21 protein-coding genes, 1 tRNA gene and 1 pseudogene are annotated in these 26,983 nt (G+C 64.0%); 15 read left to right on the top strand and 8 right to left on the bottom strand.

The window, feature by feature from the left end; translation table 11 throughout:
- Window positions 1-420: restriction endonuclease subunit S (locus AC5Y47_RS24435; protein ID WP_499946826.1), on the bottom strand; the 420-nt coding region annotated here is incomplete at its 3' end.
- Window positions 417-1,877: a type I restriction-modification system subunit M gene (locus AC5Y47_RS24440; protein WP_499946843.1), complete on the bottom strand. Its 1,461-nt coding sequence runs from the start codon at window positions 1,875-1,877 to the stop codon at window positions 417-419. The genes AC5Y47_RS24435 and AC5Y47_RS24440, both read right to left, overlap by 4 nt.
- 474 nt (window positions 1,878-2,351) lie before the next feature.
- On the opposite strand from AC5Y47_RS24440, the gene AC5Y47_RS24445 reads away from it, so the two are divergent.
- The 6 genes and pseudogenes from AC5Y47_RS24445 to AC5Y47_RS24470 form a co-directional block, all read left to right on the top strand.
- On the top strand, window positions 2,352-3,536 hold the full coding sequence (locus AC5Y47_RS24445; RefSeq protein WP_499946827.1) for a GmrSD restriction endonuclease domain-containing protein: 1,185 nt from the start codon (window positions 2,352-2,354) through the stop codon (window positions 3,534-3,536).
- A gap of 3 nt (window positions 3,537-3,539) precedes the next feature.
- Window positions 3,540-4,202 (top strand): MAE_28990/MAE_18760 family HEPN-like nuclease, encoded by a 663-nt coding sequence (locus AC5Y47_RS24450; RefSeq protein WP_499946828.1) that lies wholly within the window; start codon window positions 3,540-3,542, stop codon window positions 4,200-4,202.
- Between the two features lie 228 nt (window positions 4,203-4,430).
- Window positions 4,431-4,643 (top strand): helix-turn-helix transcriptional regulator, encoded by a 213-nt coding sequence (locus tag AC5Y47_RS24455; protein ID WP_499946829.1) that lies wholly within the window; start codon window positions 4,431-4,433, stop codon window positions 4,641-4,643.
- Window positions 4,640-4,822, top strand: coding sequence for a hypothetical protein (locus AC5Y47_RS24460; protein ID WP_499946830.1), 183 nt, complete (start codon window positions 4,640-4,642; stop codon window positions 4,820-4,822). The genes AC5Y47_RS24455 and AC5Y47_RS24460 overlap by 4 nt, the downstream gene beginning before the upstream one ends.
- Before the next feature lie 93 nt (window positions 4,823-4,915).
- The gene (locus AC5Y47_RS24465; protein WP_499946844.1) at window positions 4,916-5,113 is read left to right on the top strand and encodes a helix-turn-helix domain-containing protein; all 198 of its coding nucleotides are present in this window, start codon (window positions 4,916-4,918) and stop codon (window positions 5,111-5,113) included.
- Window positions 5,114-5,143: 30 nt separating this feature from the next.
- A pseudogene (locus AC5Y47_RS24470) lies at window positions 5,144-5,890 on the top strand (DUF429 domain-containing protein); the annotation flags it as partial.
- A gap of 321 nt (window positions 5,891-6,211) precedes the next feature.
- Here AC5Y47_RS24470 and istB read toward each other — a convergent pair.
- The 6 genes from istB to AC5Y47_RS24500 all read right to left on the bottom strand — a co-directional run bounded on the left by istB (window position 6,212) and on the right by AC5Y47_RS24500 (window position 11,333).
- Complete coding sequence (gene istB / locus AC5Y47_RS24475; protein ID WP_499946831.1) at window positions 6,212-7,030, bottom strand: IS21-like element helper ATPase IstB; 819 nt, start codon at window positions 7,028-7,030, stop codon at window positions 6,212-6,214.
- Window positions 7,027-8,595 (bottom strand): IS21 family transposase, encoded by a 1,569-nt coding sequence (gene istA / locus AC5Y47_RS24480; protein ID WP_499946846.1) that lies wholly within the window; start codon window positions 8,593-8,595, stop codon window positions 7,027-7,029. Before istA ends, istB begins: the two co-directional genes overlap by 4 nt.
- A 264-nt stretch (window positions 8,596-8,859) precedes the next feature.
- Entirely contained in the window at window positions 8,860-9,288 is a 429-nt protein-coding gene (locus AC5Y47_RS24485) for a hypothetical protein (protein ID WP_499946832.1), read from the bottom strand.
- A 226-nt stretch (window positions 9,289-9,514) separates the two neighbouring features.
- Complete coding sequence (locus AC5Y47_RS24490; protein WP_499946847.1) at window positions 9,515-9,733, bottom strand: helix-turn-helix transcriptional regulator; 219 nt, start codon at window positions 9,731-9,733, stop codon at window positions 9,515-9,517.
- A 170-nt stretch (window positions 9,734-9,903) separates the two neighbouring features.
- Window positions 9,904-11,115 (bottom strand): tyrosine-type recombinase/integrase, encoded by a 1,212-nt coding sequence (locus tag AC5Y47_RS24495; protein WP_499946833.1) that lies wholly within the window; start codon window positions 11,113-11,115, stop codon window positions 9,904-9,906.
- Between the two features lie 144 nt (window positions 11,116-11,259).
- A tRNA-Arg gene (locus AC5Y47_RS24500) sits at window positions 11,260-11,333 on the bottom strand.
- A gap of 187 nt (window positions 11,334-11,520) precedes the next feature.
- On the opposite strand from AC5Y47_RS24500, the gene lipQ reads away from it, so the two are divergent.
- The 9 genes from lipQ to AC5Y47_RS24545 all read left to right on the top strand — a co-directional run bounded on the left by lipQ (window position 11,521) and on the right by AC5Y47_RS24545 (window position 26,957).
- On the top strand, window positions 11,521-12,774 hold the full coding sequence (gene lipQ / locus AC5Y47_RS24505; protein WP_499946834.1) for an esterase LipQ: 1,254 nt from the start codon (window positions 11,521-11,523) through the stop codon (window positions 12,772-12,774).
- A gap of 170 nt (window positions 12,775-12,944) precedes the next feature.
- Window positions 12,945-14,399: a WS/DGAT/MGAT family O-acyltransferase gene (locus AC5Y47_RS24510; RefSeq protein ID WP_499946835.1), complete on the top strand. Its 1,455-nt coding sequence runs from the start codon at window positions 12,945-12,947 to the stop codon at window positions 14,397-14,399.
- On the top strand, window positions 14,396-16,252 hold the full coding sequence (locus AC5Y47_RS24515; protein ID WP_499946836.1) for an HAD-IB family hydrolase: 1,857 nt from the start codon (window positions 14,396-14,398) through the stop codon (window positions 16,250-16,252). Before AC5Y47_RS24510 ends, AC5Y47_RS24515 begins: the two co-directional genes overlap by 4 nt.
- Before the next feature lie 8 nt (window positions 16,253-16,260).
- On the top strand, window positions 16,261-18,621 hold the full coding sequence (locus AC5Y47_RS24520) for a glycerol-3-phosphate 1-O-acyltransferase (RefSeq protein WP_499946837.1): 2,361 nt from the start codon (window positions 16,261-16,263) through the stop codon (window positions 18,619-18,621).
- Between the two features lie 156 nt (window positions 18,622-18,777).
- Entirely contained in the window at window positions 18,778-19,245 is a 468-nt protein-coding gene (locus tag AC5Y47_RS24525) for a single-stranded DNA-binding protein (RefSeq protein ID WP_499946838.1), read from the top strand.
- 79 nt (window positions 19,246-19,324) lie between these two features.
- A complete protein-coding gene (gene ettA, locus AC5Y47_RS24530; RefSeq protein ID WP_499946839.1) occupies window positions 19,325-21,001 on the top strand; it encodes an energy-dependent translational throttle protein EttA in 1,677 nt (558 codons plus the stop codon).
- A 51-nt stretch (window positions 21,002-21,052) separates the two neighbouring features.
- On the top strand, window positions 21,053-25,885 hold the full coding sequence (locus tag AC5Y47_RS24535; RefSeq protein ID WP_499946840.1) for an NAD-glutamate dehydrogenase: 4,833 nt from the start codon (window positions 21,053-21,055) through the stop codon (window positions 25,883-25,885).
- Entirely contained in the window at window positions 25,882-26,298 is a 417-nt protein-coding gene (locus AC5Y47_RS24540) for an acyl-CoA thioesterase (RefSeq protein ID WP_499946841.1), read from the top strand. The genes AC5Y47_RS24535 and AC5Y47_RS24540 overlap by 4 nt, the downstream gene beginning before the upstream one ends.
- Window positions 26,283-26,957 carry a DUF8010 domain-containing protein gene (locus tag AC5Y47_RS24545; protein ID WP_499946842.1) on the top strand — a complete coding sequence of 225 codons (675 nt, stop codon included), beginning with the start codon at window positions 26,283-26,285 and terminating at the stop codon, window positions 26,955-26,957. Before AC5Y47_RS24540 ends, AC5Y47_RS24545 begins: the two co-directional genes overlap by 16 nt.
- The last annotated feature ends 26 nt before the right edge of the window (window positions 26,958-26,983 follow it).

Raw genomic sequence — 26,983 nt, forward strand, 5'->3', positions numbered from 1 at the left:
CTGCAAGTGCTCCAGCTTCGCTTTGTTGAGAGTCGCACCCATTGCCGCGCGGTTGGCACCTGACGTCAGGTCCATCACTTGAAGAGCGCGCAGGAGGTATTCCGGCAGTACTTGATCCGGATTTCTGATAGGGAGTGCTGCTATCGCCTCATTCGTATAAAGCGGGCGACCCGCAATTGCCACCTTGCCGATGCTCAGCTTGAAGCTCAGTAGGACGGTGCCCTCAGGGACCAATTTTCCTGACCTCGCCGCCACAGGAGTAATTTGCTCCTTGGTTTCGCGGACTACTATTCCCTGGTTCAGATCGGCGATGGATACCCATGGTTCCCCAAAGCCCCAATAACCAGGGTTGTTGCGGGCAGGCGTTCGACCTACAGTTATTTCGCATAGATCACCGAGCGCCTTTGTCGGCCAATTCATGACAGCATCTTCTGCAGGTCGACCAGGCTCTGGGTGATCTCCTGCTCCAGCTTCTCGATGTCGGCGATGATCTCCAGCGGAGGCCGGTGCTCCACGTCGTCGTGGACGATCTTTTTATAGCGGTTGAGCGACAGGTCGTACCCCTGAGCGACAATGTCGGCCTTGGTCACGGAAAAGGACTGCTCGGTGCGCTGGCGCTTCCGCTCGGTGCCGGTGCGGTGTCGCCAGCGGGCTAGTACGTCAGGCAGGTCGTTCGCCTCGACCGGGTTGCGCTTGTCGTCGAGGGAGTAGCCGTCGGCCCGGACATCGTAGAACCAGACATCGTCGGTGCCACCGGAGTTGGTTTTGGTGAACAGCAGGATGGCGGTAGACACCCCGGCGTAGGGGCGGAAGACCCCCGAGGGCAGCTTCACCACAGCATCGAGTTTCTGATCCTCCACCAGGATGCGTCGGAGTGCCTTGTGAGCCGTCGAGGACCCGAACAACACCCCGTCAGGCACGACGACAGCCGCTCGACCGCCAGGCTTAAGCAGCCGCAGGAACAGGGCTAAGAAGAGCAACTCGGTCTTCTTGGTCTTGACCACCCGCTGCAGGTCCTTGGACGTCGACTCGTAGTCCAGGCTTCCTGCGAATGGCGGGTTGGCCAGGATCACGCTGTACTTCTCCTGCTCACCGCTTGCCCCCTCGGAAAGGGAGTCGCGGTAGCGAATGTCGGGGGCCTCCACACCATGCAGGAGCATGTTCATGCTGCCGATGCGAAGCATGGTGGAGTCGAAGTCGTAGCCGTGAAACATGCTGCGATGGAAGTGCTGGCGCTGGGCGGCGTCGGTCAACACGTCGGGGTGGTTATCGCGCAGGTAATCGGCGGCGGCCACCAGGAACCCTGCCGTGCCGCAGGCGGGGTCGCAGATCTCGTCCGAGGGTTGTGGGGCGACCATGTCGACCATCAGCTTGATGATGTGGCGCGGCGTGCGGAACTGGCCGTTCTGACCCGCGCTGGCGATCTTGGACAGCATGTACTCGTACAGATCCCCGTTGGTGTCGCGTTCGGCCATCGGGATGTCGTCGAGCATGTCGACCACCCGCGATAGCAACTGTGGGGTGGGGATGGTGAACCGGGCGTCTTTCATGTGCTCGCCGTAGGTCGACCCATCTCCGCCAAGGGTCCGCAGGAAGGGAAACACTTTCTCGCCGACAGTCTTAAACATCAGTGCTGGTTCGTCGTTCTTGAACACCGACCAGCGCAGGCCTTGCTCCTCGGGGCCGAATGCGATGCCCTCGGCGGCCTTGCCGGTGCGGCGGGCCTTCTTCTCGGACAAGGTAGTGAGGTCGTCGAGGCGGCGGATGAACAACAAGAAGGTGATCTGCTCGATGACCTCCAGCGGGTTGGAAATCCCCCCTGACCAGAAGGCGTCCCAAACGCGGTCGACCTTGCTCCTCAACTCGCCGGTGATCATGCCGATTCCCCCTTTGGTCTCGTATCCAACCGAACGGAACTGTATACACCGCGCGACCGACAGGAACGTTGTTCGTCGTCGATCGAAGGATTGTTGCGCGCCGATGGTCGGGCGCAGCTTTGACCCCGCTTTAACTGTGACGGTTGGCTGACGAGCTTGGACAGACGTAGTCGGCGGCGAGTTCCAGGCGGTGAAGAAGTTTGAGTCGTGAGTACAGGCCGAGGTGGCCGCGTGATCTGGGAGCTGCATGGTGGCTCTCGCTGCCGGTGGACGATGATCGGCTGGTAACGGCGTCAATCCCGAGGACGGCTGTACCGACAAGCGGCGGTGGCGATCCTTCGCCGGGGGTCCGCCGGTCGGGCAAACACGCAGTAGGACTAGTGGGGCCCCGCGCGGGGCTTTATGGCCTTACGCGGGAGTCACAACAGTGGTACGCACTCGGCGATAGAACTCGGAAAAGCTGTCGCGCCCGAGATGACCAGTGCCACAGATCCGGCGGCAGTTCAGCCGGGTCACTTAGTAGAGTCGAACCGATCAGCGGTCGAAAGCGAGGACATGAGCGTCGAGGAAGAGATTGAGAAGAATCGACAAAACATCAGGTCTGATGGATACGCGATGTCCATCGGTGAGGTGCTCAACCTCTACGAAGATAAAGAAATACGGATTCAACCAGAGTTTCAACGGTTATTTCGATGGTCGCCCGAGAAACAGTCTCGATTGATTGAGTCAATCCTCCTCGGTATACCGTTGCCTCCCATTTTCGTGTCGCAGTCTGAGGACTCAATTTGGGAAGTGGTTGACGGGCTTCAGCGTCTTTCAACGATTCTGAAATTCGTTGGCGAGCTGCGTGACGAGGCGACTGGTGAGATCGACGAGCCAAGTCAGCTCATGAGAACTAAATATATTCCGTCTCTAGAAGGTGTCAAGTATTCGGATTTAAGTCAATCGGTAAAGCTTCAGTTCAAGCGAAGTCGCCTAGACTTTCGCATCCTGCTCAAAGAATCCGATGCATCAGTTAAATACGAGTTGTTTGATCGATTAAACAGCGGTGGTGAAAATACAAGTTCGCAAGAGGTGCGGTCGGCCATCCTACTTATGAACAGCCCGGATCTCTTTAATTCTCTTCAGGTTTTCCGGCGTAGTCCGGAAGTCGTGGAGTCGCTATCGCTTACGGACCGGCAGATCAAAGAACAGTACGATCTCGCGTTGATCGTACGCTTTATAGTGTTTCAGCAGAGTACACCTGAGGAACTCGGCGGGTTCGCTGATATTGATACCTACTTGACCGACAAACTTTTAAAGATGGCGAGCAATTTAGGTCCAGAAGCGCAAGAAGATTTGCTATCTTTGGCGGGAAAGGTATTCACCGTTGCGAATACGATTGGTTCGTCGGCATTCCGCAAATACGATGTCAGGCGCAACCGCGCAATAGGTGGATTTAGCGTATCCGCGTTTGAGGCGGTGAGTGCTGGCATCGCCTTTCATGTCCATGAGTGGCTCGCTCTCGACGAGGAAGAGCGGGCAGCGAAGCTGTACGACGCCATCGGCGTCTTATGGTCCGATCCTGAATTTAATGCCAACTCCGGTGCTGGCGTCCGAGCCACAACCCGTGCGCCCCGTATGCCCGACGTAGGCAAAAGAGTTTTTCGGGTCGAGTAGACGATGGACATCCAAACGATTAATCAGCTGGAAGCTGCGCTGACCATCGATTTGAAGTGGCGTACACAGGAAATGTTTGTATTTGAGGGATTCGCCGGTAACGCCCGAACTCACGAGCTTGGTGCTCTAATGCGCGGCGGTCTTGCGCTCGTATATGCGCACTGGGAAGGATACATAAAAACGGCGGGTTCGAGCTATCTAGAATATATTTCGCGTAAGAGATTACGTCTCGGTCAGTTGAGGCCGGAACTCGCTGCAGTTGCGCTTAGGAGTCGAATCGGAAAGCTCGCTGAAGAAAAATCAAGTCAAAGTCACACTGAACTCGTGGCTATCCTCTGGGATCGCGTTGAAGATAGAATTGAGTTACCTTATCACACTTCGACGATACGAACTCGAGCCAATCTCAAATTTAGCGTTTTTACTTCGATTATGCATTCCCTGGGATGTGATGCCTCTCGCCACCAAGGTCATGAACTGTTGATCGATAAGCGGCTACTGGGTTCGAGAAATGAAATTGCGCACGGCAAGCGAGAATTTATCGAATTTGAAGACTGGAAGAAGACTCGTGACACCGTAGAAGAGATCTTGAGAGATGTAAGGACGCAGATAAGCAACGCGGCGGTCCTTGAGACGTTTAGGCGCGCACCAGCCCCCCAGGAGCAATGACGGCGTCAAGTTGTCGCAGCCGAATGGCTCTTGGGGGCGTTAACTTGGCCGACTCGACCACTCGTGCTCACAAATGCCTAAAAACTTTGACGTTTGCAGACATCTCCTCCAATCTCCGGTTGTGAACGTCCCCCTGCTAGGACACGGGTTTTCGGGCTTCTTCCCTACGCCGCCAGGCGAGTCAATTCTGACCGGCGGCTTCACCCGAGCTGGCTATGCTCGTCGGTCGTGTCGAATCAACTCCCGCCACTGGCGACGCCCGCCGAAGTAGCCGAATATCTCCTCACAACAATTGCTTCGCTCGCGCAGGACCGTTACAAAGGGACAGGCCCGCGGTTCATCAAGCATGGACGCCGGGTCCTGTACCGCTGGTCAGATGTCCTGGAATGGCTGGACCAGAACACATTCCAGCGCACCGATGAGCCAGTACTGCACCGATGAGTGACGCCGCCGACCAACTGGCCCGAGCGCTGCGCGACGTCATCAATCAGGCCGTTGAATTAGCCCTCGCCCGCCACGAAGCGCCAGGGCTTAAGGCGAGCATGACCCTCGGCAGCCAGGCCCATCTGCGAAACGTGGAGATCAAAGGCACCACCCGGTACATGCCGCCGCCGGGGTAGCGCGCAGGCAATCCGGTCGACGAGGAGATCCGGCGGGAGTACGAGAAGAGATTCGGAGAGTCAGCTCCGAAGGTCTGGGGTGAGCGGCGGCTAATCACTGTCGCTCAGGCGAGGGAGTGGTTGGGCGGCATCAGCCGCTCCACGCTCTACGCGCTGGTCAAGGTAGGCGAACTAACTGTCGTCAAGATTGGCCGCCGGTCGTTCATCGAGACTAACGAACTCGATGATTTCATCCAGAGAAGGCGAAATGAGGCCTCCGGTCGAACGGTCGGGTCCGAAACGAGCTTCTGATGGGAGGTTCGAATGCGGCATGGTGGTGGGATGTTCTTCGTCGGGATGGATTTGGCGTGGGGTGAGAACAGACCAACTGGTGTCGCGGTTCTCGATGCCGACGGCGGGCTGCAGTTCGTTGGAGCCGCGCTGCACGACGACGAGATCATCGACGCGGTGTCGCCCCATGTTCAAGGTGAGTGCCTGGTGGCCATCGACGCCCCACTCATCGTGGCCAATGCAAGTGGGCAGCGGGCCGCCGAACGTGCACTGAACGCACATTTCAGTGCCTTCGATGCCGGGGCGCACTCGGCGAATACGGGTATTCCTGTCTTCTCGTCAGGTGTACGTGGTGCCCGCATCGCCGAGGCCCTCGGCCTAGACATGCACCCATTCTCTACAGCGGCCCGTCGGGCCATCGAGGTATATCCACACCCGGCCACGATCGCTCTGTTTCGCTTGGGCCGCACCCTCAAGTACAAGCACAAGCCAAAGCGCAGCATCGGGCTGCTGCAGTCGGAGCTGCTGCGGCTCATCGGGCTGATCGAAGACCTAGCCGATGCCGATGTGGGCATGCGCGTGGCGGATAACCCGGACTGGGCGCGGCTACGTCGACACGTTGAGATGGCCACAACGAAAGCAGAACTGCGCAGGGCAGAAGATCCCGTCGACGCGGTGCTGTGTGCCTACGTCGCGCGCTACGCCACCGAACGTCCGGATCGCGTCACGATCTACGGAGACTACGAAGGCGGCTACATCATCACACCAACGCTGCCAGCTGATCTGTGCCCAGCGCCGCGTCAGCTCATCACCGAACCTGTTGATGGAGCACGGGACGCCGACGAGCAGCTCAAAGAGCTTCATGTGGCTGTCACAAGCCTCAAACTCGCTCAGGCCGCCTTGCGGGAGGCAGTGGCCCAGGTTCGCAAGCACGGCGGCTCCTGGGTTGTGATCGGCGACGTATTGGGGGTGCCGGAGGAGGACGCCAAGCGACGCTTCTGCTAGGCAGCCGAGTGAGCCGGTTGGGCCCATCTGTTATCGGCGGTTGCGGGGTCAACTGCTGGCAATCGAACCTGCAGAAGCCAAGCCAGTTGTTGGCATAGTCACCGGATGGCAATGTCAACTTGAATTGGCCCCGGTGTGACGGTTTGAAGTGGCCCCACTTGTTGGGCGGGTCTTGCGGGCTTGGGCGAGTCGGTAAGAGGTGCTGCCGGTTTCGATGATTTGGCCGGCGAAGGTCAGTCGGTCGACGATGGCGGCGCATAGTCGGGGGTCGGTGAAGGTCTTTGTCCAGGAGGAGAAGGGTTCGTTGGAGGCGATCGCGATGGCCGCGCGTTCCTCTCGCTCAGTCAGGACTTGGAATAGCAGTTCTGCGCCGCGCCGGTCCAGCTGCAAATAGCCGAGCTCGTCGACCAGGATCAGATCAACCCGCCCGTAGTAGTTGATCAGTTTGGTGAGCTGCTTGTCGTCGGCGGCTTCGACGAGTTCGTTGACGAGCTTGCTGGCCAGGGTGTAGCGGACCCGGTGGCCGGCTTCGGCGGCCAGGGTGCCGAGTGCGATGAGCAGATGGGTTTTGCCGGTGCCCGAATCACCGATCAAGCACAACGGATTCCCTGCTGTGATCCAGGCGCAGGTGGCGAGTTGTCCGATGACAGCTGGGTTGACGGCCGGGTTGGCGTCAAAGGAGAACTCTTCCAACCGTTTTGGGCGGGGGAATCCGGCGTCACGCACCCGACGTTGAGCACGGCGCTGGGAGCGGTCATCACATTCGGCGATCACCAACTCGGAGAGAAAACCTAAGTAGGACAGGTGTTCTCGCTCGGCGGCGGCGGCGATCTCAGCGAACCGGTCGCGAATCGTGGGCAGACGCAGCATGCGACAACCCTGTTCGATCGCCGCACTGGCGGCCTGATCGGTGACGCTGCGCCGCGCGGTCATGAGCTCTCCCGCCCCAGCAGGACGTCATACTGCGTAACCGAGGGCAGCGGTCGAGTATCGGCGGGCACGGCCACCGAGCGGTGCTCGGCCAGCACGACGACGCGACCCGTCGCGCCGCGACGTTCGGTGGCCTTACGCGCTTCCAGCGCAACCACATCGGGGTTGGTGGACCCCACCGCCAGGGCCGCGGTGATGCCGACGCGCACGTCGAGGCGGTCCAGATGGCGATGCAGCAACAGCACTTCGACGAGCATTCGGGTGCCCCTGGCATCACCGTGAGCTTTGCGGGCGGCGACCCAGAATGCCTCATGTTCGGCGGTGAACACCTTGGCCGCCCGGGCTTGGGCGAGTGCTGTGGCACCGGGCAGGGCGCCAGGTTTGCGCAGCAGGATCTCCAGATAGTGATCCAAGTCAAGGACTTTGACGCCCTTACCGACCGCGCGCTGGTGGCGCGCCACAATGGTGTTGCGCTCGTAGACGACCACCGCCGAGGCCGACAGTTTGACCCGCAGCCGGTGTCCGATGAACCGCGCCGGCACCGAATAGTGGTTGCAGCGCACCGCCACTTGGGCGTAGCGGTCCACACGGGGTGTCAACGTCAATGCCGTATCGAAGGATTCGGTCGGTAGCGGGCGCAGCAGCGTCTTCTCCACCGCCCAGTCCTGGCCCACACTGCTCGAGCGGCTACCGACCCGGCGGGCGTCATCGGCATCATCAGCGGCGGCCAGCACTGCGTTGAGCTGATCGAGGGAATCCACCACCGGCATCGGTACGCAGTGGTTGCGGCGAAACCGCCCACCCTCGCCTTCCACACCGCCTTTTTCGTGGCTGCCCTCATGGCCGGGCTGGCAGTACCAGGCTTCGAAACCGTAGTGGCTGCGAAAGGCGATCCAGCGCTCATTTTCCTGCCGGGAGCGCCCGAACAGCACTTTCTTGACCGCGCTGTTGAGGTTGTCGTAGCGCAGCTTGTCCACCGGCACCCCACCGAGACGGTCAAACCCGTACACATGGCCTTCCAGGAACGCTTCTTGCCCCTCGGTCAAAAATGCCCGATGCGCCGCGCGAGCCGAATACGACAAGCGCATGGTGAACAGCGTGGTCTTGGTCTTGACCCCGCCCAAGATCACCCACAGCTCATGAAAGTCCACCTCGGCCTCCGCCGCCGGCGGATGCGTTTGGGGCACAAAGCCCAACTCCACGGGTTTGCCCGCTTCGGCCAGGATCTGCGGGCGGCGCTTGCTGACGTAGTCGCGCACCGTGGAATACGACAAGTCCACGGCGCCATGCTCATCGACGAGGCGGGCCAACACACGTCGGGCGGTATGGCGTTGCTTCTTAGGCGCCTCCACATCACTGCGTAGCATCTCCTCGATCGCGTCCTTGAACGCCTCAAGGCGCGGCGCGATCCGTTCGGGCACTTTGCGTTCCGGCGGGATCGCCGACTCCAACGCCTGACGCACCGTGCGCCGGTGCACATGGTGCTTATCAGCCAGCGCCCGAATCGACATCCCGTCCACCCGACGATCGCGGCGAATCGCCGCAAACTGCTCCACCCGCGCACTCACCTTCCAGCCACCACCTTCGCGATCCGCGATCCGGAACATCCGGATGCCAACCACGCTGAAGTGGGGCCAAATCAAGCCGTCATAACCGTCACGGCGTGTCGCACAGATGGGGCCAAATCAGACCGTCACACCAACACCCCGCCACCCAACAGGTGGGGCCACTTCAAGCCGTCCCCCTGGGGCCAATTCAGACTGTCACGGCCACACCGGACGTCAGGTTGCCTTGCCTTCCAAATTGTCACGTCCGTGTCGGTCAGGGGGCGTCTAGCTCGTCAGATCCCAATCCTCGCCGGTGTCATCACGCATCGATTGAACCCTTTCTAGAGCCTCGCCGTCCCAGAACTCCACAGCTAGCTCGTGGGGATCGGGGTGAGTTCTCTCGTCCCGTGGATCGGGCGGGTGCACGACGGTTGCGTAGCTCTCTCCCCACTCGATCCTTGTCGTAACGGGCCGCCCATCGGAATATATGCCGCAACGAATCTCGACCGTTTCGCCCGGCTTCCGCTCGCAGGGCGAGCGGAAGAACGCGAGACCCAACAGCCGAAGCTCGGCTTGTTCTAGCAAGCACGCAATCTCCAGCTCCGCGTCTGGTTCCAGGCCAGTCTGTCGGATACGCGCATAGATACGCCTGAGATCGCGCGTATTCAGGGCATACAAATACTTCTTGTGGTCCTCTGGCGTGTACGAGGTCATATACGTTCCTTCTCATTTGGGATGTAGGTGGCAATGCCGCCGATGATCGGCGGGACTTGCGGTCTGCCCACCGTGGCCGAGCACAGTGAGGGTTTGCGGGGTGGTTGGCTTTGACCGGGTGACCGATATAGACCGAGTCTGCTAGGCGGATTTACCAAACCCTCCCAGCGATTTGAGGCCGGACGGCCCTGCGGCGTGCGACAGTGCCGGGTAGAAGTTTCTGCCCTCATGGCGTCGCGCCACCCCGCAAGCTGGCGGCTTTTTGCGCGGCCAGCCACTCGTCCAGGTCGGACTGGTCGTAAAAGACCTTCGTGCCAACGCAATAGCTGGCCGGGCCGATGTCGGCGTGGCGGTAGTACCGCAGTGTGGACTCAGCCACACCGGTGTACTCAGCAGCTTCACGGGTACGCATCCTGCGGTCAGCAGGAGGAGATGAATAAGACATATGCGGGCCTTCCCGATGATGTTCGAATACGGCAACCACCCACGCCCGGTCAACGGGAATCGTGTTAGACCCCTGCGGGGCCAGTGGTTGCCGAACATCAATCGGTGCACTCCGGCTCTGCGAAGTACTCGGCTCAGCAACATCAGATTACACGGAAAACAACACCGCTGTCATGAAGTGGCGTCGGCGGCTTTGCTTACTGCAGAGTCCATCGCTGCCGCGAGAGTGTCGAAGTCGTCGGGCAACATGTGGCTGTAGACCCGCAATGTCGTGGTGGCGTCCTTATGGCCGAGGAGTCGCTGTGCTGTGGCCACCGAAGCCCCCGACTGTAAGGCTAGTGATCCGGCGGTGTGCCTCAGTGTCTTGATGCTGATACCGGTCAACCCCGCTGCGGCGCAGGCGGTATCGAAGCGCCAGCGCAAGTACGAATTACGCATAGGGCCGCCGTCAGGGGCTGGGAAAAGATGCTCGGTGGATATGCGGCCCCTGGTGACCTCGGTCAGTACCTTCACCAGGTCGGTGGTCACGATCGGCACCGAGCGCGCTTGGTGGGTCTTGGTGGTGTCCTCGGTCAGGCCCTGGCCGGTGACCTGAGCCACCGCCTTGTCGACCAGAATGCGGCGCTTGATCAGGTCCACGTCGCCCACCCGCAATGCGGCCAGCTCACCGAACCGCAGGCCGCAGTAGGCCAGCGTCAGGATGATCGCACCGGCATCACCTGCAGCGTCCACCAGCGCGGCCACCTCCTGGTGCGTCAGCGCCGTCTCGCCCCGGTGCACCACGCGCGGCAACACAATATCGTCTGCGACGTTGACGGCCAGGCGCTTGGTGCGGATTGCGTAGGCCAACACCTGTTTGAGGATGCCGTAGGCCTGCACCGCACGGCGGGGGGACAGCGGCTGGCGCTTGTCGTTGCACTCCTTATCATTCGTTCGTGGCTGGCGGGCCTCCTTGCTCGTAGTCAGCCAGGTAACCCACTCCTGCACGGCGGCGTGGCTGATATCGGCGAGCGTCATGTCCTGCCAGCGGGGGAGCACCGTCATATCGAGTAGCGAGCGGTAGCCACCTGCCGTCGAGGGCTTCAGTGCGGGACGTTTGGCGATGAACCACTCCTCCGCGATCGTGCCGAAGATGACTGACGACCGCTTGTTGTCTACGTAGGCGCCAGTAAGCACGTCGGCAGTCACTTGCTTCACATGCGCCTCGGCGTCCGCCTTCTTGGCGAAGCTCTTCGAGCGCTCCTGGCCGTTGCCCACCCACCGGGCCTGCCAACGCTGCCCCTGTTCATGCCTGGCGGTGCACACCAGCGTGCCGGGGTGCCCGTGCTTGGCGTTCGTGCACCACATCGGGTCGTCGGGACCGGCGTCGGCGGGGTAGTCCACGCGCTCACCCCGGCGGGCTCGTCGGTGCCAGCGGTCTTCGACACCCGCGCGGGGTGCTCGTGTCGTCACGTCGCAAGTCTAAGACGCTGCGGGCTGACTGCGGGCTGCAGTGCTGCAGCGAGACCAGAAAAACTCTCTGACCAGCGCCCCCGGCACGACTCGAACGTGCGACCTAGGGATTAGAAGGCCCTTGCTCTATCCACCTGAGCTACGGAGGCAATGCGCAGGTCAGTCTATCGAATCGCGAAAAAGCAAGCGGCACAGGCGACACAACCTCCCCGAAAGATGTTTAAAGCAGCTAGGAATCGGTTATGGTGTGAGCCTCGACACACGTACAACATCGGCCGGTAATCGGTCGTTAACCGCAACGAGGCGTGTGCCTGACGTCGAGGGGTGGGCTTGGTTATGTGCTTGGCCAGTGTGACTTCGCGGTGCTCCCAGGTGAGCAACGAGGCGTTGCGACAGGGCGCGCAGCTGGCGGCTGGCGCTAAGGACACCTACCGGGCCGGTGCCCTGTTACTGCGCGGATCCCCATTCGCCGTCGGCTGGGTGGCCGGCTGGCTGGCCACCGAATTTCCGCCTCACGTGGTGACCGGGCACGCGTTGTCCCGGGTTGCACCGACCTCGTTCAACCGGGTTGGTTCCGCGTGGGCCGCGCAACGCGCCGGCGAGGCACTGACCGCCGCGCTGGAGCACTCCTTCGGAGCGGACTTCCGCGACCTGGTGTATCACCCGACCACAAATCAGGCGCTGTTGTCGCGTCGCGGTTTGCTGCCCAGGCCCGGCCCCCACCGCCGTTACGCGGCCAAGACCTCCAACATCTCCTACGGACCCGGCGGTACCGAGCATCTGCTCGACATCTGGCGTCGTCCCGACCTGGCGCCGGGCCACCGGGCTCCGGTGTTGATCCAGGTCCCCGGCGGGGCGTGGAGCGTCAACGGCAAGCGGCCGCAGGCCTACACCCTGATGAGCCGGATGGTCGAACTCGGCTGGATCTGCGTCTCGATCAACTACAGCAAGAGCCCGCGCGCCAAATTCCCGGCGCACATCGTCGACGTCAAGCGAGCGATCGCCTGGGTACGCGAGAACATCGGCGACTACGGCGGCGACTCGGACTTCATCGCGATCACCGGCGGCTCGGCCGGGGGGCACCTGGCTTCGCTGGCCGCACTCACCCCCAACGACCCGACGTTTCAGCCCGGCTTCGAGCGCGCCGACACCACCGTTCAGGCGGTGGCGCCCTACTACGGCGTCTACGACTTCACCGACTTCGACAACATGCACGACCTGATGCTGCCGTTCCTCGAACAGTTCGTGATGAAGGCCCGCTTCGCCGACGAGCCGGAACGGTTCGCGGCGGCTTCGCCGATCTCCTACGTCCACAGCGAAGCCCCGCCGTTCTTCGTCATGCACGGTGACAAGGACGAGCTGGTCCCCAGTGGTCAGGCACGTGCGTTCTGCGCGGCGTTGCGTCAGGCCGGCGCGGCCACGGTGTCCTACGCCGAGCTGAGCAACGCCCACCACGCATTCGACATCACCCCGACGGTCCGCTCCCGGCTGGCTGCCAACGCCGTCGCCGATTTCCTCGGCGTCGTCTATGGGCGACGGGAGAGCTCGCTGCTGGATTCGCTGGCGTTGTCGGCGAATTCGGCCAGCTGACCCCTCGGACTTCGCAGTTCACTGCTTCCGGCCGCCTTGCGCGCGTGCAACCTCACTTTCACCGCCGCGTCAACCGGACTAGCGTTGTGTTGGCGTCGGTGGCGGGTGATAGCAGGAGGTTCGATCAGCGGTGAGGTGTCGAGAATTCCGGCTCGCGGGGGATCGTGACCATGACTGAATCCGCCGGCGCGGTCGGGTTGTCCGAGGAGCTCGGGCCCGTCGACTATCTGATGCACCGTGGGGAGGCGAACCCGCGAACCCGGTCGGGCATCATGGCGCTGGAGCTGCTGGACAGCACGCCGGACTGGGACCGATTCAGGTCCCGTTTCGAGAACGCCTCCCGAAAGGTGTTGCGTCTGCGGCAGAAGGTCGTTGTGCCGACGTTGCCGACGGCTGCGCCGCGCTGGGTCGTCGACCCCGACTTCAACCTGGACTTCCATGTGCGCCGGGTTCGGGTCTCCCAACCCGGGACACTGCGCGAAATCCTGGACCTCGCCGAGGTGATGCTGCAATCGCCGCTGGACATCTCGCGTCCGCTGTGGACGGCCACCCTGGTCGAGGGTCTGGCCGACGGCACCGCGGCGACCCTGCTGCACCTGAGCCATGCGGTCACCGACGGTGTCGGCAGCGTCGAGATGTTCGCCGAGATCTACGACTTGGAGCGCGACCCGCCGCCACGGCCGATGCCACCGCAACCGGTGCCGGAGGACCTGTCCCCGAACGACCTGATGCGCCAAGGGATTAACCACCTGCCCATTGCGATCGTCGGCGGTGCGCTGGGCGCGTTGTCCGGCGCGGTTTCGGCGGCCGGTCGAGCGGTCATGGATCCGTTGTCGACGGTGTCGGGGGTGGTGGGCTACGCGGTGTCGGGGGCGCGAGTGTTGAACCGCGCCGCCGAACCGTCGCCGTTGCTGCGCCGGCGCAGCCTGACCACCCGCACCGAGTCCATCGACATCCGGCTTGCCGACCTGCACAAAGCCGCGAAGGCCGCCGGCGGTTCCATCAACGACGCCTATCTGGCGGGTCTGTGTGGCGCACTGGGGCGTTACCACGAAGCGCTCGGGGTGCCGGTCAGTACGTTGCCGATGGCGGTGCCGGTGAACCTGCGGGCCGCCGGCGACGCTGCCGGCGGCAACAACTTCACCGGCGTCAATCTCGCGGCGCCGGTGGGCACCGCCGACCCGGTGGCCCGGGTCAAGAAGATCCGCGCGCAGATGACCCAGCGTCGTGACGAACCTGCGATGAACATCGTGGGATCCATCGCGCCGGTGCTCAGCGTGCTGCCCACCGCGGTGCTGGAAGGTATCACCGGCTCGGTGATCGGATCGGACGTACAGGCCAGCAATGTGCCCGTCTATCCCGGCGATACCTACATCGCCGGCGCGAAAGTGTTGCGGCAGTACGGCATTGGACCACTGCCCGGCGTGGCGATGATGGTGGTACTGATCTCGCGGGGCGGCTGGTGCACCATCACCGTGCGCTACGACCGGGCCTCCGTGCAAAAAGACGACCTGTTCGCTCAGTGCCTGCTCGAGGCATTCGACGAAATCCTTGCGCTGGCCGGTGATCCGGCCCCGCACGCGGTCGCCGCGTCGTTCGAAGCGCAGCAGGCGGTGTCGTCGTGAGCGCCGCGGACGAGAAGGACGAGGGCCGTTCCAAGGATCTGCGGCTGCCCGGATCGGTGGCCGAGATCATGGCCAGCCCATCCGGGCCGAAAGTCGGCGCGTTCTTCGACCTCGACGGCACGTTGGTGGCCGGGTTCACGGCCGTCATCCTCACTCAGGAGCGGTTGCGTCGCCGCGACATGGGCGTGGGCGAGCTGCTGAGCATGGTGCAGGGGGCGTTGAACCACAGCCTGGGTCGCATCGAGTTCGAGGAGCTGATCAGCCGGGCCTCCATGGCGCTGGCCGGACGGCTGCTGACGGATCTGGACGAAGTCGGCGAGCGTCTGTTCAACCAGCGCATCGAGTCCCGGATCTACCCGGAAATGCGGGAGTTGGTTCGCGCCCACGTGACCCGCGGCCACACCGTGGTGCTGAGTTCGTCGGCGCTGACCATCCAGGTCAATCCGGTCGCGCGCTTCCTGGGCATCACCAACACGCTGACCAACAAGTTCGAGACCAACGACGACGGGTTGCTCACCGGCGGGGTGATCAAGCCGATCCTGTGGGGGCCGGGCAAAGCCGCTGCGGTGCAACGCTTTGCCGCTGAGCACGATATCGATCTGAAGGACAGTTACTTCTACGCCGACGGTGACGAGGACGTCGCGCTGATGTATCTGGTCGGCAATCCGCGACCCACCAACCCCGAGGGCAAGATGGCCGCGGTGGCCAAGCGCCGCGGGTGGCCGATCCTGAAATTCGACAGTCGCGGAGGTGTGGGTCTGCGGCGGCAAATCCGCACGCTCGCCGGCTTCGGTTCAATGGTTCCCGTCGCCGCGGGTGCCTTCGGGTTGGGTCTGCTGACCCGGAACCGACGGCGAGGCGTCAACTTCTTCACCTCCAACTTCTCCCAGGCGGTCCTCACGGCCACCGGAGTGCACGTCAATGTGATCGGTAGAGAGAACCTCACCGCCCAACGTCCCGCAGTCTTTATCTTCAATCACCGCAACCAGGTTGACCCGATCATCTCCGGCGCGCTGATCCGCGACAACTGGGTCGCGGTGGCCAAGAAGGAACTCGAAAAAGACCCGATCATGGGGCCGTTGGGCAAGCTGCTGGACGGAGTCTTCATCGACCGCGACGACTCCGCCGCGGCGATTGAGACATTGCAGACGGTGGAAGACCGTGCCAGGAACGGACTCTCGATCCTGATGGCGCCCGAGGGCACCCGACTGGACACCACCGAGGTCGGACCCTTCAAGAAGGGACCGTTCCGCATCGCGATGAAGGTGGGGATTCCGATCGTCCCCATCGTCATTCGCAATGCGGAGTTCGTCGCGTCGCGAAACTCCTCGGTGATCAATCCAGGCAAGGTCGACGTCGCGGTCTTTCCGCCGATCCCGGTCGACGACTGGACTCTGGACACGCTGCCCGACCGAATCGCCGAAATCCGGCAGCTTTACCTCGACACGCTGGCGGACTGGCCGGTCGACGAGTTGCCCGTACCCGACTTGTACAGCAAGCCGACGAAGAAGGCTGCGCCGCCTGCGGTCAAGAAGGCGGCGAAGAAGGCTCCCGCCAAGAAAGCTCCCGCCAAGAAGGCTCCGGCCAAAAAAGCACCGGCCAAGAAAGCGCCGGCGAAGAAGGCCCCCGCCGAGAAGGCTTCGGCGGAAAAGGCCGCGGTGAAAAAGGGTGCCGCCAAGAAGGCCTCGCCGAAGAAGGCCTCCGCAAAAAAGGCACCTGCCAAACGCGCACCGGTTCCGAGAGCAACACCCGATATCACCGTGCACGAATCCACAGTCGACCTCAAAGGTGTTGCGACACAACAGTCGGACTCCGGTCAGGCTGACGCCGTCGACTCGTCGGATTCCATCTGAGGACTGCCGTGACCAAACCGGCCGCCGACACCAGCGCAGTCCTGACCGCCGAAGACGCATTGGTGCTCGCATCGATGGATACGCCGGTCGAGACGCAACTGGTCATGGACTGGCTGGGCCAGCAGCGGGACCGCTGTCCGGAGACCGACTTCGACGTGCTGCAGTTGCCGCCGGACAACGCTCAGCCGTCGGCATTGGGCGCACTGGTGGAAAAGCTCGAATCCGGGGATGACCGGTCGATCGTGCCGGTGCGGGTGTTCTGGTTGCCGGCCGCCGACCGCGGCCGGATTGCCAAGGTAACGGCACTGCTGCCAGGCCGAGATCCCTACCATCCCAACCAACGTCAGCAGCGACGCATCTTGCGGACCGAGCCGTGGCGCGCGCGAGTGGTGGCCGGCGAATCGGCCAGGGTGTCCGAACTTCGCGAGCAGTGGCACGAAACCACCGTCGCCGAGAGCCCCGAAGGATTCGCGCAGTTCGTCGCCCGCCGCGCGGTCTTGGCACTGGCCCGCGCCGAATACCGGATTCTGGGACCGCAATACAAGTCGCCTCGGCTGGTGAAGCCGGAAATGTTGGCGTCAGCGCGCTTTCGCGCCGGACTCGAGGCGATCCCCGGCGCTACCGTCGAGGAAGCCGGCCAGATGCTCGACGAACTGGCGACCGGATGGAGCCAGGCATCGGTAGACGTGATCTCGGTGCTGGGCCGGTTGCTCAGTCGAGGATTCGACCCCGAGTTCGACTACGACGAGTACCAGGTCGCGGCCATGCGTGCCGCGCTGGAAGCCCATCCGGCGGTGCTGTTGTTCTCGCACCGGTCCTATATCGACGGCGCGGTGGTGCCGGTGGCGATGCAGGACAACCGATTACCTCCGGTCCACATGTTCGGTGGCATCAACCTGTCCTTCGGTGTGATGGGGCCGTTGATGCGCCGCTCGGGCACGATCTTCATCCGGCGCAACATCGGCGACAACAAGCTCTACAAGTATGTACTCAAGGAGTACGTGGGCTACATCGTCGAGAAACGGTTCAACCTCAGCTGGTCCATCGAGGGCACCCGCTCCCGCACCGGAAAGATGTTGCCGCCCAAGCTCGGTCTGATGAGTTATGTGGCCGATGCCTACCTGGATGGACGCAGCGACGACATCTTGTTGCAAGGCGTCTCGATCTGTTTCGATCAACTTCACGAGATCGCCGAATACGCGGCCTACGCCCAGGGCGCGGAGAAGACGCCCGAAGGTTTCAGCTGGCTGTACAACTTCATCAAGGCGCAGGGCGAGCGCAACTACGGCAAGATCTACGTCCGCTTCCCCGAAGCGGTGTCGATGCGGCAGTATCTCGGTGAGCCGCACGGCCCGATGGCCCATGACGAGTCCGCCAAACGTCTTGCGCTGCAGAAGATGTCGTTTGAGGTGGCCTGGCGGATCTTGCAGTCCACTCCGGTGACCGCGACCGGCCTGGTGTCGGCCTTGCTGCTGACCACCCGGGGTTTGGCGCTCACGCTGGATCAGTTGCACCACACCTTGCAGGACTCGCTGGACTACCTGGACCGCAAGCAGACGCCGGTCTCCACCAGTGCGCTGCGGCTGCGTTCGCGCGACGGTGTGCGCGCCGCCGTCGACGCGTTGTCCAACCGGCACCCGGTGACTCGCATCGACAGCGGCCGGGAACCGGTGTGGTACATCGCACCCGAGGACGAGCACGCTGGCGCTTTCTACCGCAACTCGGTGATCCACGCTTTCCTGGAGACTTCGATCGTCGAACTGGCGCTTGCGCACGCCCGGCACGCCGACGGCGATCGGGTGGAGGCGTTTTGGGCGCAGGCGATGCGGTTGCGCGACCTGTTGAAGTTCGATTTCTATTTCGCCGATTCGGCTGCCTTCCGCGACAACATCGCCGAAGAGCTTGCCTGGCACCAGGATTGGGAGGCGCACGTCGCGGCGGGCGGTGAGAAGATCGAGAAGATCCTCTATGCCAAGCGGCCGCTGATGTCGGACGCGATGCTGCGGGTGTTCTTCGAGGCCTACGAGATCGTCGCCGACGTCTTGCGCGATGCCCCGGCCGACATCGGCGCGCAGGAACTGACGGACCTGGCGCTGGGAGTGGGTCGGCAGTATGTGGCGCAGGGACGGGTGCGCAGCAGCGAGTCGGTGTCGACGCTGTTGTTCGCCACGGCCCGCCAAGTCGTCGCCGACCAGGGTCTGATCGCGCGCGGGCCAAACCTGACAGAACGGCGCGAAGCGTTCCGGCGCGAATTGCGCAACATCCTTCGGGACTTCAGCTACGTCGGGCAGATCGCTCGCGCCCGGTTCGTCGAGCGGGAAGTCAAGGCCCGGCAGCAGCGGCTGGCAGCGCAGCGAGACACCGCCTAGCGAAGTTGTCCACAGTCGCGACTTTCTCCACAGCCTGACGCAGTCCCCGTGCCCGTCGGCGCGATTTCGTCGGTGGCAGCGAGCTGAATGGTCTTCAGCACGGATGCGGCCAACCAGTCGCCAGAACACGGAATGCACATGAAGGGATGTCGAGCAATGTTCGAGACAACGCTGACCATCGTCGGTCACATCGTCAACGAGCCGGTCCGCCGGCGAGCAGGCAACGAGGAGTTCATCAAGTTCCGGGTGGCGAGCAATTCGCGCCGACGGACCGCCGACGGCGCGTGGGAACCGGGGAACTCGCTGTTCGTCACCGTCAACTGCTGGGGCCGGCTGGTCACCGGTGTCGGTGCCGCGCTGGCCAAGGGCGCCCCGGTGATCGTGGTCGGTCACCTCTACACCAGCGAGTACGAGGACAAAGAGGGCAACCGCCGTTCCTCCACCGAGATGCGTGCGACGGCGGTGGGCCCGGATCTGGCGCGCTCGATCGTGCGCATCGAGAGGCCGAGTTACACCGGTCCGGCGCCAACCGAGGCTCCGACCGAAGTCGTCGCGGAAACCGAGAACGCGGAGCCGCCGGCCGACGTCGAGGCCGGGCGCACTCCGTTGCCACTGTCGGCCTAGCGTTCGCTCGCGGTGCATAGGATGGTCCGCGGATATTTCACGGAGAACTTCCTGCAGACCAGAAAGGCAACACCGCGGCATGGCTGAGTTCATCTACACGATGAAGAAGGTCCGCAAGGCGCACGGCGACAAGGTCATCCTCGACGACGTCACGTTGAGCTTTTACCCCGGCGCCAAGATCGGCGTCGTCGGCCCCAACGGGGCCGGAAAGTCGAGCGTCTTGCGGATCATGGCCGGATTGGACAAGCCGAACAACGGTGACGCCTTCCTGGCCAACAACGCGACCGTCGGCATCCTGTTGCAGGAGCCGCCGCTGAACGAGGACAAGACCGTCCGCGGCAACGTCGAAGAGGGGCTGGGCGAGATCAAGGTCAAGCTCGACCGCTTCAACGAGGTCGCCGAGCTGATGGCCACCGACTACTCCGACGAGTTGATGGAGGAGATGGGCCGGCTGCAGGAGGACCTGGACCACGCCGACGCCTGGGATCTCGACTCCCAGCTGGAACAGGCCATGGACGCGCTGCGCTGCCCGCCGCCGGACGAACCGGTCACCAACCTGTCCGGCGGTGAGCGTCGCCGCGTCGCGCTGTGCAAGTTGCTGTTGTCCAAGCCCGACCTGCTGCTGCTCGACGAGCCGACCAACCATCTGGACGCCGAAAGCGTGCAGTGGCTCGAGCAGCACCTGGCCAGCTACGCCGGGGCGATCCTGGCGGTCACCCACGACCGTTACTTCCTGGACAACGTCGCCGAATGGATCCTGGAACTCGACCGCGGCCGGGCCTACCCCTACGAAGGCAATTACTCGACCTACCTGGAGAAAAAGGCCGAGCGGATCGCGGTGCAGGGCCGCAAGGACGCCAAGCTGCAGAAGCGGCTGCAGGAGGAGTTGGCCTGGGTTCGCTCCGGCGCCAAAGCCCGCCAGGCCAAGAGCAAGGCGCGGCTGCAGCGCTACGAGGAGATGGCCGCCGAGGCGGAGAAGACCCGCAAGCTCGACTTCGAGGAGATCCAGATCCCGGTCGGGCCGCGGCTGGGCTCCGTCGTGGTCGAGGTCGATCACCTCGACAAGGGCTTCGAAGGCCGCACGCTGATCAAGGATCTGTCCTTCACCCTGCCGCGCAACGGCATCGTCGGAGTCATCGGCCCCAACGGGGTCGGCAAGACCACGCTGTTCAAGACCATCGTGGGCCTGGAAGAACCAGACAGCGGCACCGTCAAGGTCGGCGAGACCGTCAAGCTGAGCTACGTCGACCAGACCCGCGCCGGCATCGACCCGAAGAAGACGGTGTGGGAAGTGGTGTCCGACGGGCTGGATTACATCGAGGTCGGCCAGAGTGAGGTGCCGTCGCGGGCCTACGTGTCGGCGTTCGGGTTCAAGGGCCCCGACCAGCAGAAACCAGCAGGCGTGCTGTCCGGTGGGGAACGCAACCGGCTGAATCTGGCGCTGACGCTCAAACAGGGCGGCAACCTGATCCTGCTCGACGAGCCGACCAACGACCTGGACGTCGAGACGCTGAGTTCCCTGGAGAACGCGCTGGTGAATTTCCCGGGTTGTGCGGTGGTGATCTCCCACGACCGCTGGTTCCTCGACCGGACCTGCACGCACATCCTGGCCTGGGAAGGTGACTCCGACAACGAGGCGAAGTGGTTCTGGTTCGAGGGCAACTTCGGCGCGTACGAGGAGAACAAGGTGGAGCGGCTGGGTGCTGAGGCGGCGCGTCCGCACAGGGTGACCCACCGCAAGCTGACACGGGACTAGTGTCAGCTCTGCCACCTCAGATGGATCCGCCGCGAGTGGGGAGCAATCGGAATGACGATCGATCCCGGAGCCAAAGAGCAAGTCGCGGCGTGGACCTCGTTCACGCAGAGCGATGACGTCCCTGACTGGGTAGCCAAGGCCTACACGGACAGCTATCGGGCATCGCAGGACGACGGCTCCCAAGGCGGTTCGCCGTCGTCGGTGACACCGGCGCTGCTGGCGGCCCAGTATCGGCTCGCCCGACAGCGCCGGGCGGGGGAGAGCAGCGTCGCGGTCTATCCCGTCGACGACCCGGCCGGATTCGGACCCGCGCTGCAGGTGGTCACCGAACACGGCAGCATGCTGATGGATTCGGTGACGGTACTGCTGCACCGACTGGGCGTCTTCTACACCGCGATCATGACCCCGGTGTTCGAGGTGCAGCGCAACCCGGCCGGGGAACTGCTGCGCGTCCAACCGAAATCTCAGGACAAGTCGCCCTATATCGGCGAGGCCTGGATCCACGTGCAGCTGTCCCCGTCCGTGGACCGCAAGGCGCTGGCCGAGGTGGAACGGCTGCTGCCCAAGGTGCTCGCCGACGTCCAGCGGGTCGCCTCCGACGCGACGGCGATGATCGCCACCCTCGGCGAGCTGGCCGGGGCCGTCGACGAGGACCCCGAGGGTCACTACGCCGCATCCGACCGGCATGAGGTCGCCGAACTGCTGCGCTGGCTGGACGACGGCAACTTCTTGCTATTGGGCTATCAGCCGTGTCGCGTGCAGGACGGCCTGGTCATCGGTGACGGATCCAGCGGTCTGGGGGTGTTGCGCGCACGCAGCGGCACCCGTCCCCGCCTCACCGACGACGACAAGTTGATCGTCCTGGCCCAGGCCGCCGTCGGCAGCTACCTGCGTTATGGCGCCTACCCGTACGCGATCGCCGTCCGGGAGAACGTCGGCGACGGCGTGATCGAGCACCGCTTCGTCGGGCTGTTCACCGTTGCCGCGATGAACGCCGACGTGCTGGAGATCCCGATGATCTCGCACCGGGTCCGGGATGCGCTCACTCTGGCCGGTAGCGACCCGAGCCACCCGGGCCAGTTGCTGCTCGACGTCATCCAGACCATCCCGCGACCCGAGCTTTTCACACTGAGCGCTCACCGGCTGCTGACTATGGCCAAAGCCGTCGTCGACATGGGATCGCAACGCCGCGCGCTGCTGTTCCTGCGCGCAGACCGACTCCAATTCTTCGTCTCCTGCCTGGTTTATGTGCCCCGCGACCGCTACACCACGCCCGTGCGGTTGCAGATCGAGGACATCCTGGTCCGCGAATTCGGCGGCACCCGGCTGGAATTCACCGCCCGGGTCAGCGAATCACCCTGGGCCCTCATGCATTTCATGGTGCGGTTGCCCCAGGACGGGGAGGAGCGCGGCGCACCCCCGGTGGACATCTCCGAGGCGAACCGCACCCGCATCCAGGGGTTGCTCAGCGAAGCCGCACGCACCTGGTCCGACCGGCTGATCGCCGCGGCCGCGGCGCTGCCGGAGAGCGCGGTCGAATCCGCCGACGCCGAGCATTACGCGTCCGCCTTCTCCGAGGCGTACAAGCAGACGGTCACCCCGGCCCACGCCATCGAGGACATCGCCGTCATCAACGAATTGGCTGACGACACAGTCAAACTCGTGTTCTCCGAGGCCGACGGCGACGAGTCCGCTTTGGCGCAGCTGACCTGGTTCCTGGGCGGGCGCAGCGCCTCGTTGAGCCAGCTGCTGCCGATGCTGCAGAGCATGGGTGTGGTGGTGCTCGAGGAGCGGCCGTTCACCGTCACCCGCCGCGACGGGCTGCCGGTGTGGATCTACCAGTTCAAGATCTCGCCCGACCAGACCATCCGACAGGCCTCCAGCGAGGCCGAGCGGGACGCGACCGCGCAGCGGTTCGCCGATGCGGTCACCGCGATCTGGCAAGGCCGAGTCGAAATCGACCGCTTCAACGAACTGGTCATGCGCGCCGGATTGACCTGGCAGCAGGTCGCGCTGGTACGGGCGTACGCCAAATACCTGCGGCAGGCCAACTTCCCCTACAGCCAGTCCTACATCGAGTCGGTCCTCAACGAACACGCCTCGACCGCAAGATCATTGGTGGCGTTGTTCGAGGCGCTCTTCGACCCCAGTCAAGCCTCGGGCCGGGACGCCCAGACCGCCGCCGCCGCCGTCGCCGCCGACATCGACGCATTGGTGAGCCTGGACACCGACCGGATCCTGCGTGCATTCGCCTCCCTGGTGCAGGCCACCTTGCGGACCAACTACTTCGTCACCCGGGAAGGTTCGGCCCGCAGCCGTAATGTGTTGGCGCTCAAGCTCGATGCCCAGTTGGTCGACGAGCTGCCGCTGCCCCGCCCCAAGTACGAGATCTTCGTCTACTCACCCCGGGTCGAGGGCGTGCACCTGCGCTTCGGGCCGGTGGCGCGTGGCGGGCTGCGCTGGTCGGACCGACGCGACGACTTCCGCACCGAGATTCTGGGCCTGGTCAAGGCACAAGCGGTCAAGAACGCCGTGATCGTGCCGGTCGGCGCGAAGGGCGGGTTCGTGGTGAAGCGCCCGCCGCTACCCAGTGGCGAGGCCGCGGCCGACCGCGACGCCAGTCGCGCCGAGGGCGTGGCCTGCTATCAGTTGTTCATCTCCGGCCTGCTCGACGTCACCGACAACGTCGACCAGCGCACCGGCGCGGTGAACCCGCCGTCGGACGTGGTGCGCCGCGACGGCGACGACGCCTACCTGGTGGTCGCCGCCGACAAAGGCACCGCCACCTTCTCCGACATCGCCAACGACGTCGCCAAGTCCTACGGATTCTGGCTGGGCGACGCGTTCGCCTCCGGCGGATCGGTCGGCTACGACCACAAGGCGATGGGCATCACCGCCCGCGGCGCCTGGGAAGCCGTCAAGCGCCACTTCCGCGAGATCGGCGTCGACACCCAGACCGAGGACTTCACCGTCGTCGGCGTCGGCGACATGAGCGGCGACGTGTTCGGCAACGGCATGCTGCTTTCCAAGCACATCCGGTTGATTGCCGCATTCGATCACCGCCATGTGTTCCTCGACCCTGATCCCGATGCAGCTACCTCGTGGGCCGAGCGGTCGAGGATGTTCGACCTGCCCCGGTCCAGCTGGGACGACTACGACAAGTCGCTGATCAGTGAGGGCGGCGGTGTCTACGTCCGCGACCAGAAGACGATCCCGGTCAGCCCCCAGGTTCGCGCGGCCCTCGGCATCGAGGGTGAAGCCACCGAGATGTCCCCACCCAACCTGATCCGCGCGATCCTGCAGGCCCCGGTCGACCTGCTGTTCAACGGCGGCATCGGCACCTACATCAAAGCCGAATCCGAATCGGACTCCGACGTCGGCGACCGCGCCAACGACCCGGTGCGGGTCAACGCGAATCAGGTGCGCGCCAAGGTGATCGGCGAAGGCGGCAACCTCGGGGTGACGGCGCTGGGCCGCGTCGAGTTCGACCTGTCCGGCGGCCGGATCAACACCGACGCGATGGACAACTCCGCCGGCGTGGACTGCTCCGACCACGAGGTCAACATCAAGATCCTGATCGACTCGCTGGTCACCGCGGGCAAGGTCGAACCCGAGGAGCGCACCCAGCTGCTGGAGTCGATGACGGACGAGGTCGCGCACCTGGTGCTCACCGACAACGAGGACCAGAACGACCTGATGGGCACCAGCCGGGCCAATGCGGCCAGCCTGTTGCCGGTGCACGCCGACCAGATCAGGTACCTGGTGGCCGAGCGCGGTCTGAACCGCGAGCTGGAGGCGCTGCCGTCGGAGAAGGAGATCACGCGGCGCTCGGAGGTGGGCATCGGGCTCACCTCGCCCGAGCTGGCAACGCTGATGGCGCACGTCAAGCTCGCGCTGAAGGAGGAGGTGCTGACCACCGAACTGCCCGACCAGGATGTTTTCGCCTCGCGGCTGCCGTACTACTTCCCCAAGCCGCTGCGTGACCGGTTCACCCCGGAGATCCGCAGTCACCAGCTGCGCCGCGAGATCGTCACCACGATGCTGATCAACGACCTGGTGGACACCGCGGGTATCACCTACGCCTTCCGGATCACCGAGGACGTGGGCGTCAGCCCCCTCGACGCGGTGCGCACCTACGCCGCCACCGACGCCATCTTCGGCGTGGGACACGTCTGGCGGCGCATCCGCGCGGCGAACCTGTCGGTGGCGCTGTCCGACCGCTTGACGCTGGACACCCGTCGGTTGGTCGACCGGGCCGGACGGTGGTTGCTCAACTATCGTCCGCAGCCGCTGGCGGTCGGCGCCGAGATCAACCGGTTCGCCGCCAAGGTCAAGGCGTTGACGCCGCGCATGTCGGAGTGGCTGCGCGGCGACGACAAAGCCATCGTCGAAAAGGAAGCCGCCGAATTCACCGACCTGGGCGCCCCGCCCGATCTGGCCTACCGGGTCGCGGCCGGTCTGTACCGCTACAGCCTGCTCGACATCATCGACATCGCCGACATCACCGAGATCGAGACCGCCGAGGTCGCCGACACCTACTTCGCGTTGATGGACCACCTGGGCACCGACTCGTTGTTGACGGCGGTGTCCGAGCTGCCACGGATGGATCGCTGGCATTCGTTGGCGCGCTTGGCAATTCGGGACGACATCTATGCCTCGCTGCGGTCGCTGTGTTTCGACGTGCTGGCGGTCGGGGAGCCCGACGAGAGCGGCGAGGAGAAGATCGCCGAGTGGGAGCACATCAGCGCCTCACGGGTGGAGCGGGCTCGCCGGACGCTCAGCGAGATCCGGGAGAGCGGCGCCAAGGATCTCGCGACGCTGTCGGTGGCGGCCCGTCAGATCCGTCGCATGACCCGCACCAGCGGACGGGGGTCGTCAGGGTGAGTATCGGTTACGTCGCGCCGGTGCCGGTGCGCTGGTCGGACATCGACATGTACCAGCACGTCAACCACGCCACCATGGTCACGATCCTGGAAGAGTCGCGGGTTCCGTTTCTCTCCGAGCCGTTCGGCGCCGACATCACCACCATCGGCCTGCTGATCGCTGACGTTCGGGTCACCTACAAGGATCAGCTGCGGCTGGTCGATTCGCCGCTGCAGGTGACCATCTGGACCAAGAGGCTGCGAGCGGTGGACTTCACGCTGGGATACGAAGTGCGGTCGGTCAACGCCGATCCGGACTCGAAGCCGGCCGTCGTCGCCGAGTCGCAGCTGGCCGCGGTGCACATCGAGGAGCAGCGGCTGGTGCGCCTGACCCCTCATCATCGGGAGTACTTGCAGCGGTGGCTCAGGGACTAGGGGGAGCAGCCGAGCGCGGTCTGTGGCTGGATGACCCGGCACACCGGGCGGATCTGACCACGTTCGTCGAGCACGCACTGCGTCTGGACGACGCCGCGGTCGTGCGGCTCCGCGTCCGGTCCGAGGGGCTGCTCACCGCTTGGGTGGCAACGGGTTTCGACGTGCTGGCCAGTCGCGTGGTAGCCGGCCGGTTGCGGCCGGACGACATGTCGGTCGGCGCTGACGCGTTGGCCCGCGGCCTGTCCAACGTGGACGCGACGGGGTACGTGGACCCTGGGTTCGCGATGGACTCCGCGTGGCGGGGCGGATTGCCCCCGGAATCGGGGTTCACCCACCTCGACGACATCCCGGCCAGGGTGATCCTGGACCTGTCGCGCGACGGCGCCCAGTTGGCCAAGGAACACGGCAGCGCTCACGGGCCGCCGGTCTCGTTGCTCGATCAGGAAGTCATCGAAGTCAGCTCCGGCGACGTCGTCGTCGGACTGCCGATGCGTTGCGTATTCGCCTTGACCGCAATGGGTTTCCTGCCGCAGTCGGCTGATGCGATCGATGAGGGAGAGCTGGTCCGGGTGCGGGCGTCGGCCGCGTGGTTACGGGTCGACGCCCGGTTCGGGTCGGTGTATAGGCGGCGCGCGCATGCCGCGCTGGCGCTACGCTGACCGACCGCCGACGCGCGAGCAGGGGG

The organism is Mycobacterium sp. NGS22 (genome assembly GCF_059813095.1).

What these genes read in the sequence shown, in the direction of transcription:
- AC5Y47_RS24440 (WP_499946843.1), bottom strand. Translation starts at nt 1,877, where the DNA reads ATGATCACCGGCGAGTTGAGGAGCAAGGTCGACCGCGTTTGGGACGCC.
- AC5Y47_RS24445 (WP_499946827.1), top strand. Translation starts at nt 2,352, where the DNA reads ATGACCAGTGCCACAGATCCGGCGGCAGTTCAGCCGGGTCACTTAGTA.
- AC5Y47_RS24450 (WP_499946828.1), top strand. Translation starts at nt 3,540, where the DNA reads ATGGACATCCAAACGATTAATCAGCTGGAAGCTGCGCTGACCATCGAT.
- AC5Y47_RS24460 (WP_499946830.1), top strand. Translation starts at nt 4,640, where the DNA reads ATGAGTGACGCCGCCGACCAACTGGCCCGAGCGCTGCGCGACGTCATC.
- istB (WP_499946831.1), bottom strand. Translation starts at nt 7,030, where the DNA reads ATGACCGCGCGGCGCAGCGTCACCGATCAGGCCGCCAGTGCGGCGATC.
- AC5Y47_RS24485 (WP_499946832.1), bottom strand. Translation starts at nt 9,288, where the DNA reads ATGACCTCGTACACGCCAGAGGACCACAAGAAGTATTTGTATGCCCTG.
- AC5Y47_RS24490 (WP_499946847.1), bottom strand. Translation starts at nt 9,733, where the DNA reads ATGTCTTATTCATCTCCTCCTGCTGACCGCAGGATGCGTACCCGTGAA.
- lipQ (WP_499946834.1), top strand. Translation starts at nt 11,521, where the DNA reads ATGTGCTTGGCCAGTGTGACTTCGCGGTGCTCCCAGGTGAGCAACGAG.
- AC5Y47_RS24510 (WP_499946835.1), top strand. Translation starts at nt 12,945, where the DNA reads ATGACTGAATCCGCCGGCGCGGTCGGGTTGTCCGAGGAGCTCGGGCCC.
- AC5Y47_RS24525 (WP_499946838.1), top strand. Translation starts at nt 18,778, where the DNA reads ATGTTCGAGACAACGCTGACCATCGTCGGTCACATCGTCAACGAGCCG.
- ettA (WP_499946839.1), top strand. Translation starts at nt 19,325, where the DNA reads ATGGCTGAGTTCATCTACACGATGAAGAAGGTCCGCAAGGCGCACGGC.
- AC5Y47_RS24535 (WP_499946840.1), top strand. Translation starts at nt 21,053, where the DNA reads ATGACGATCGATCCCGGAGCCAAAGAGCAAGTCGCGGCGTGGACCTCG.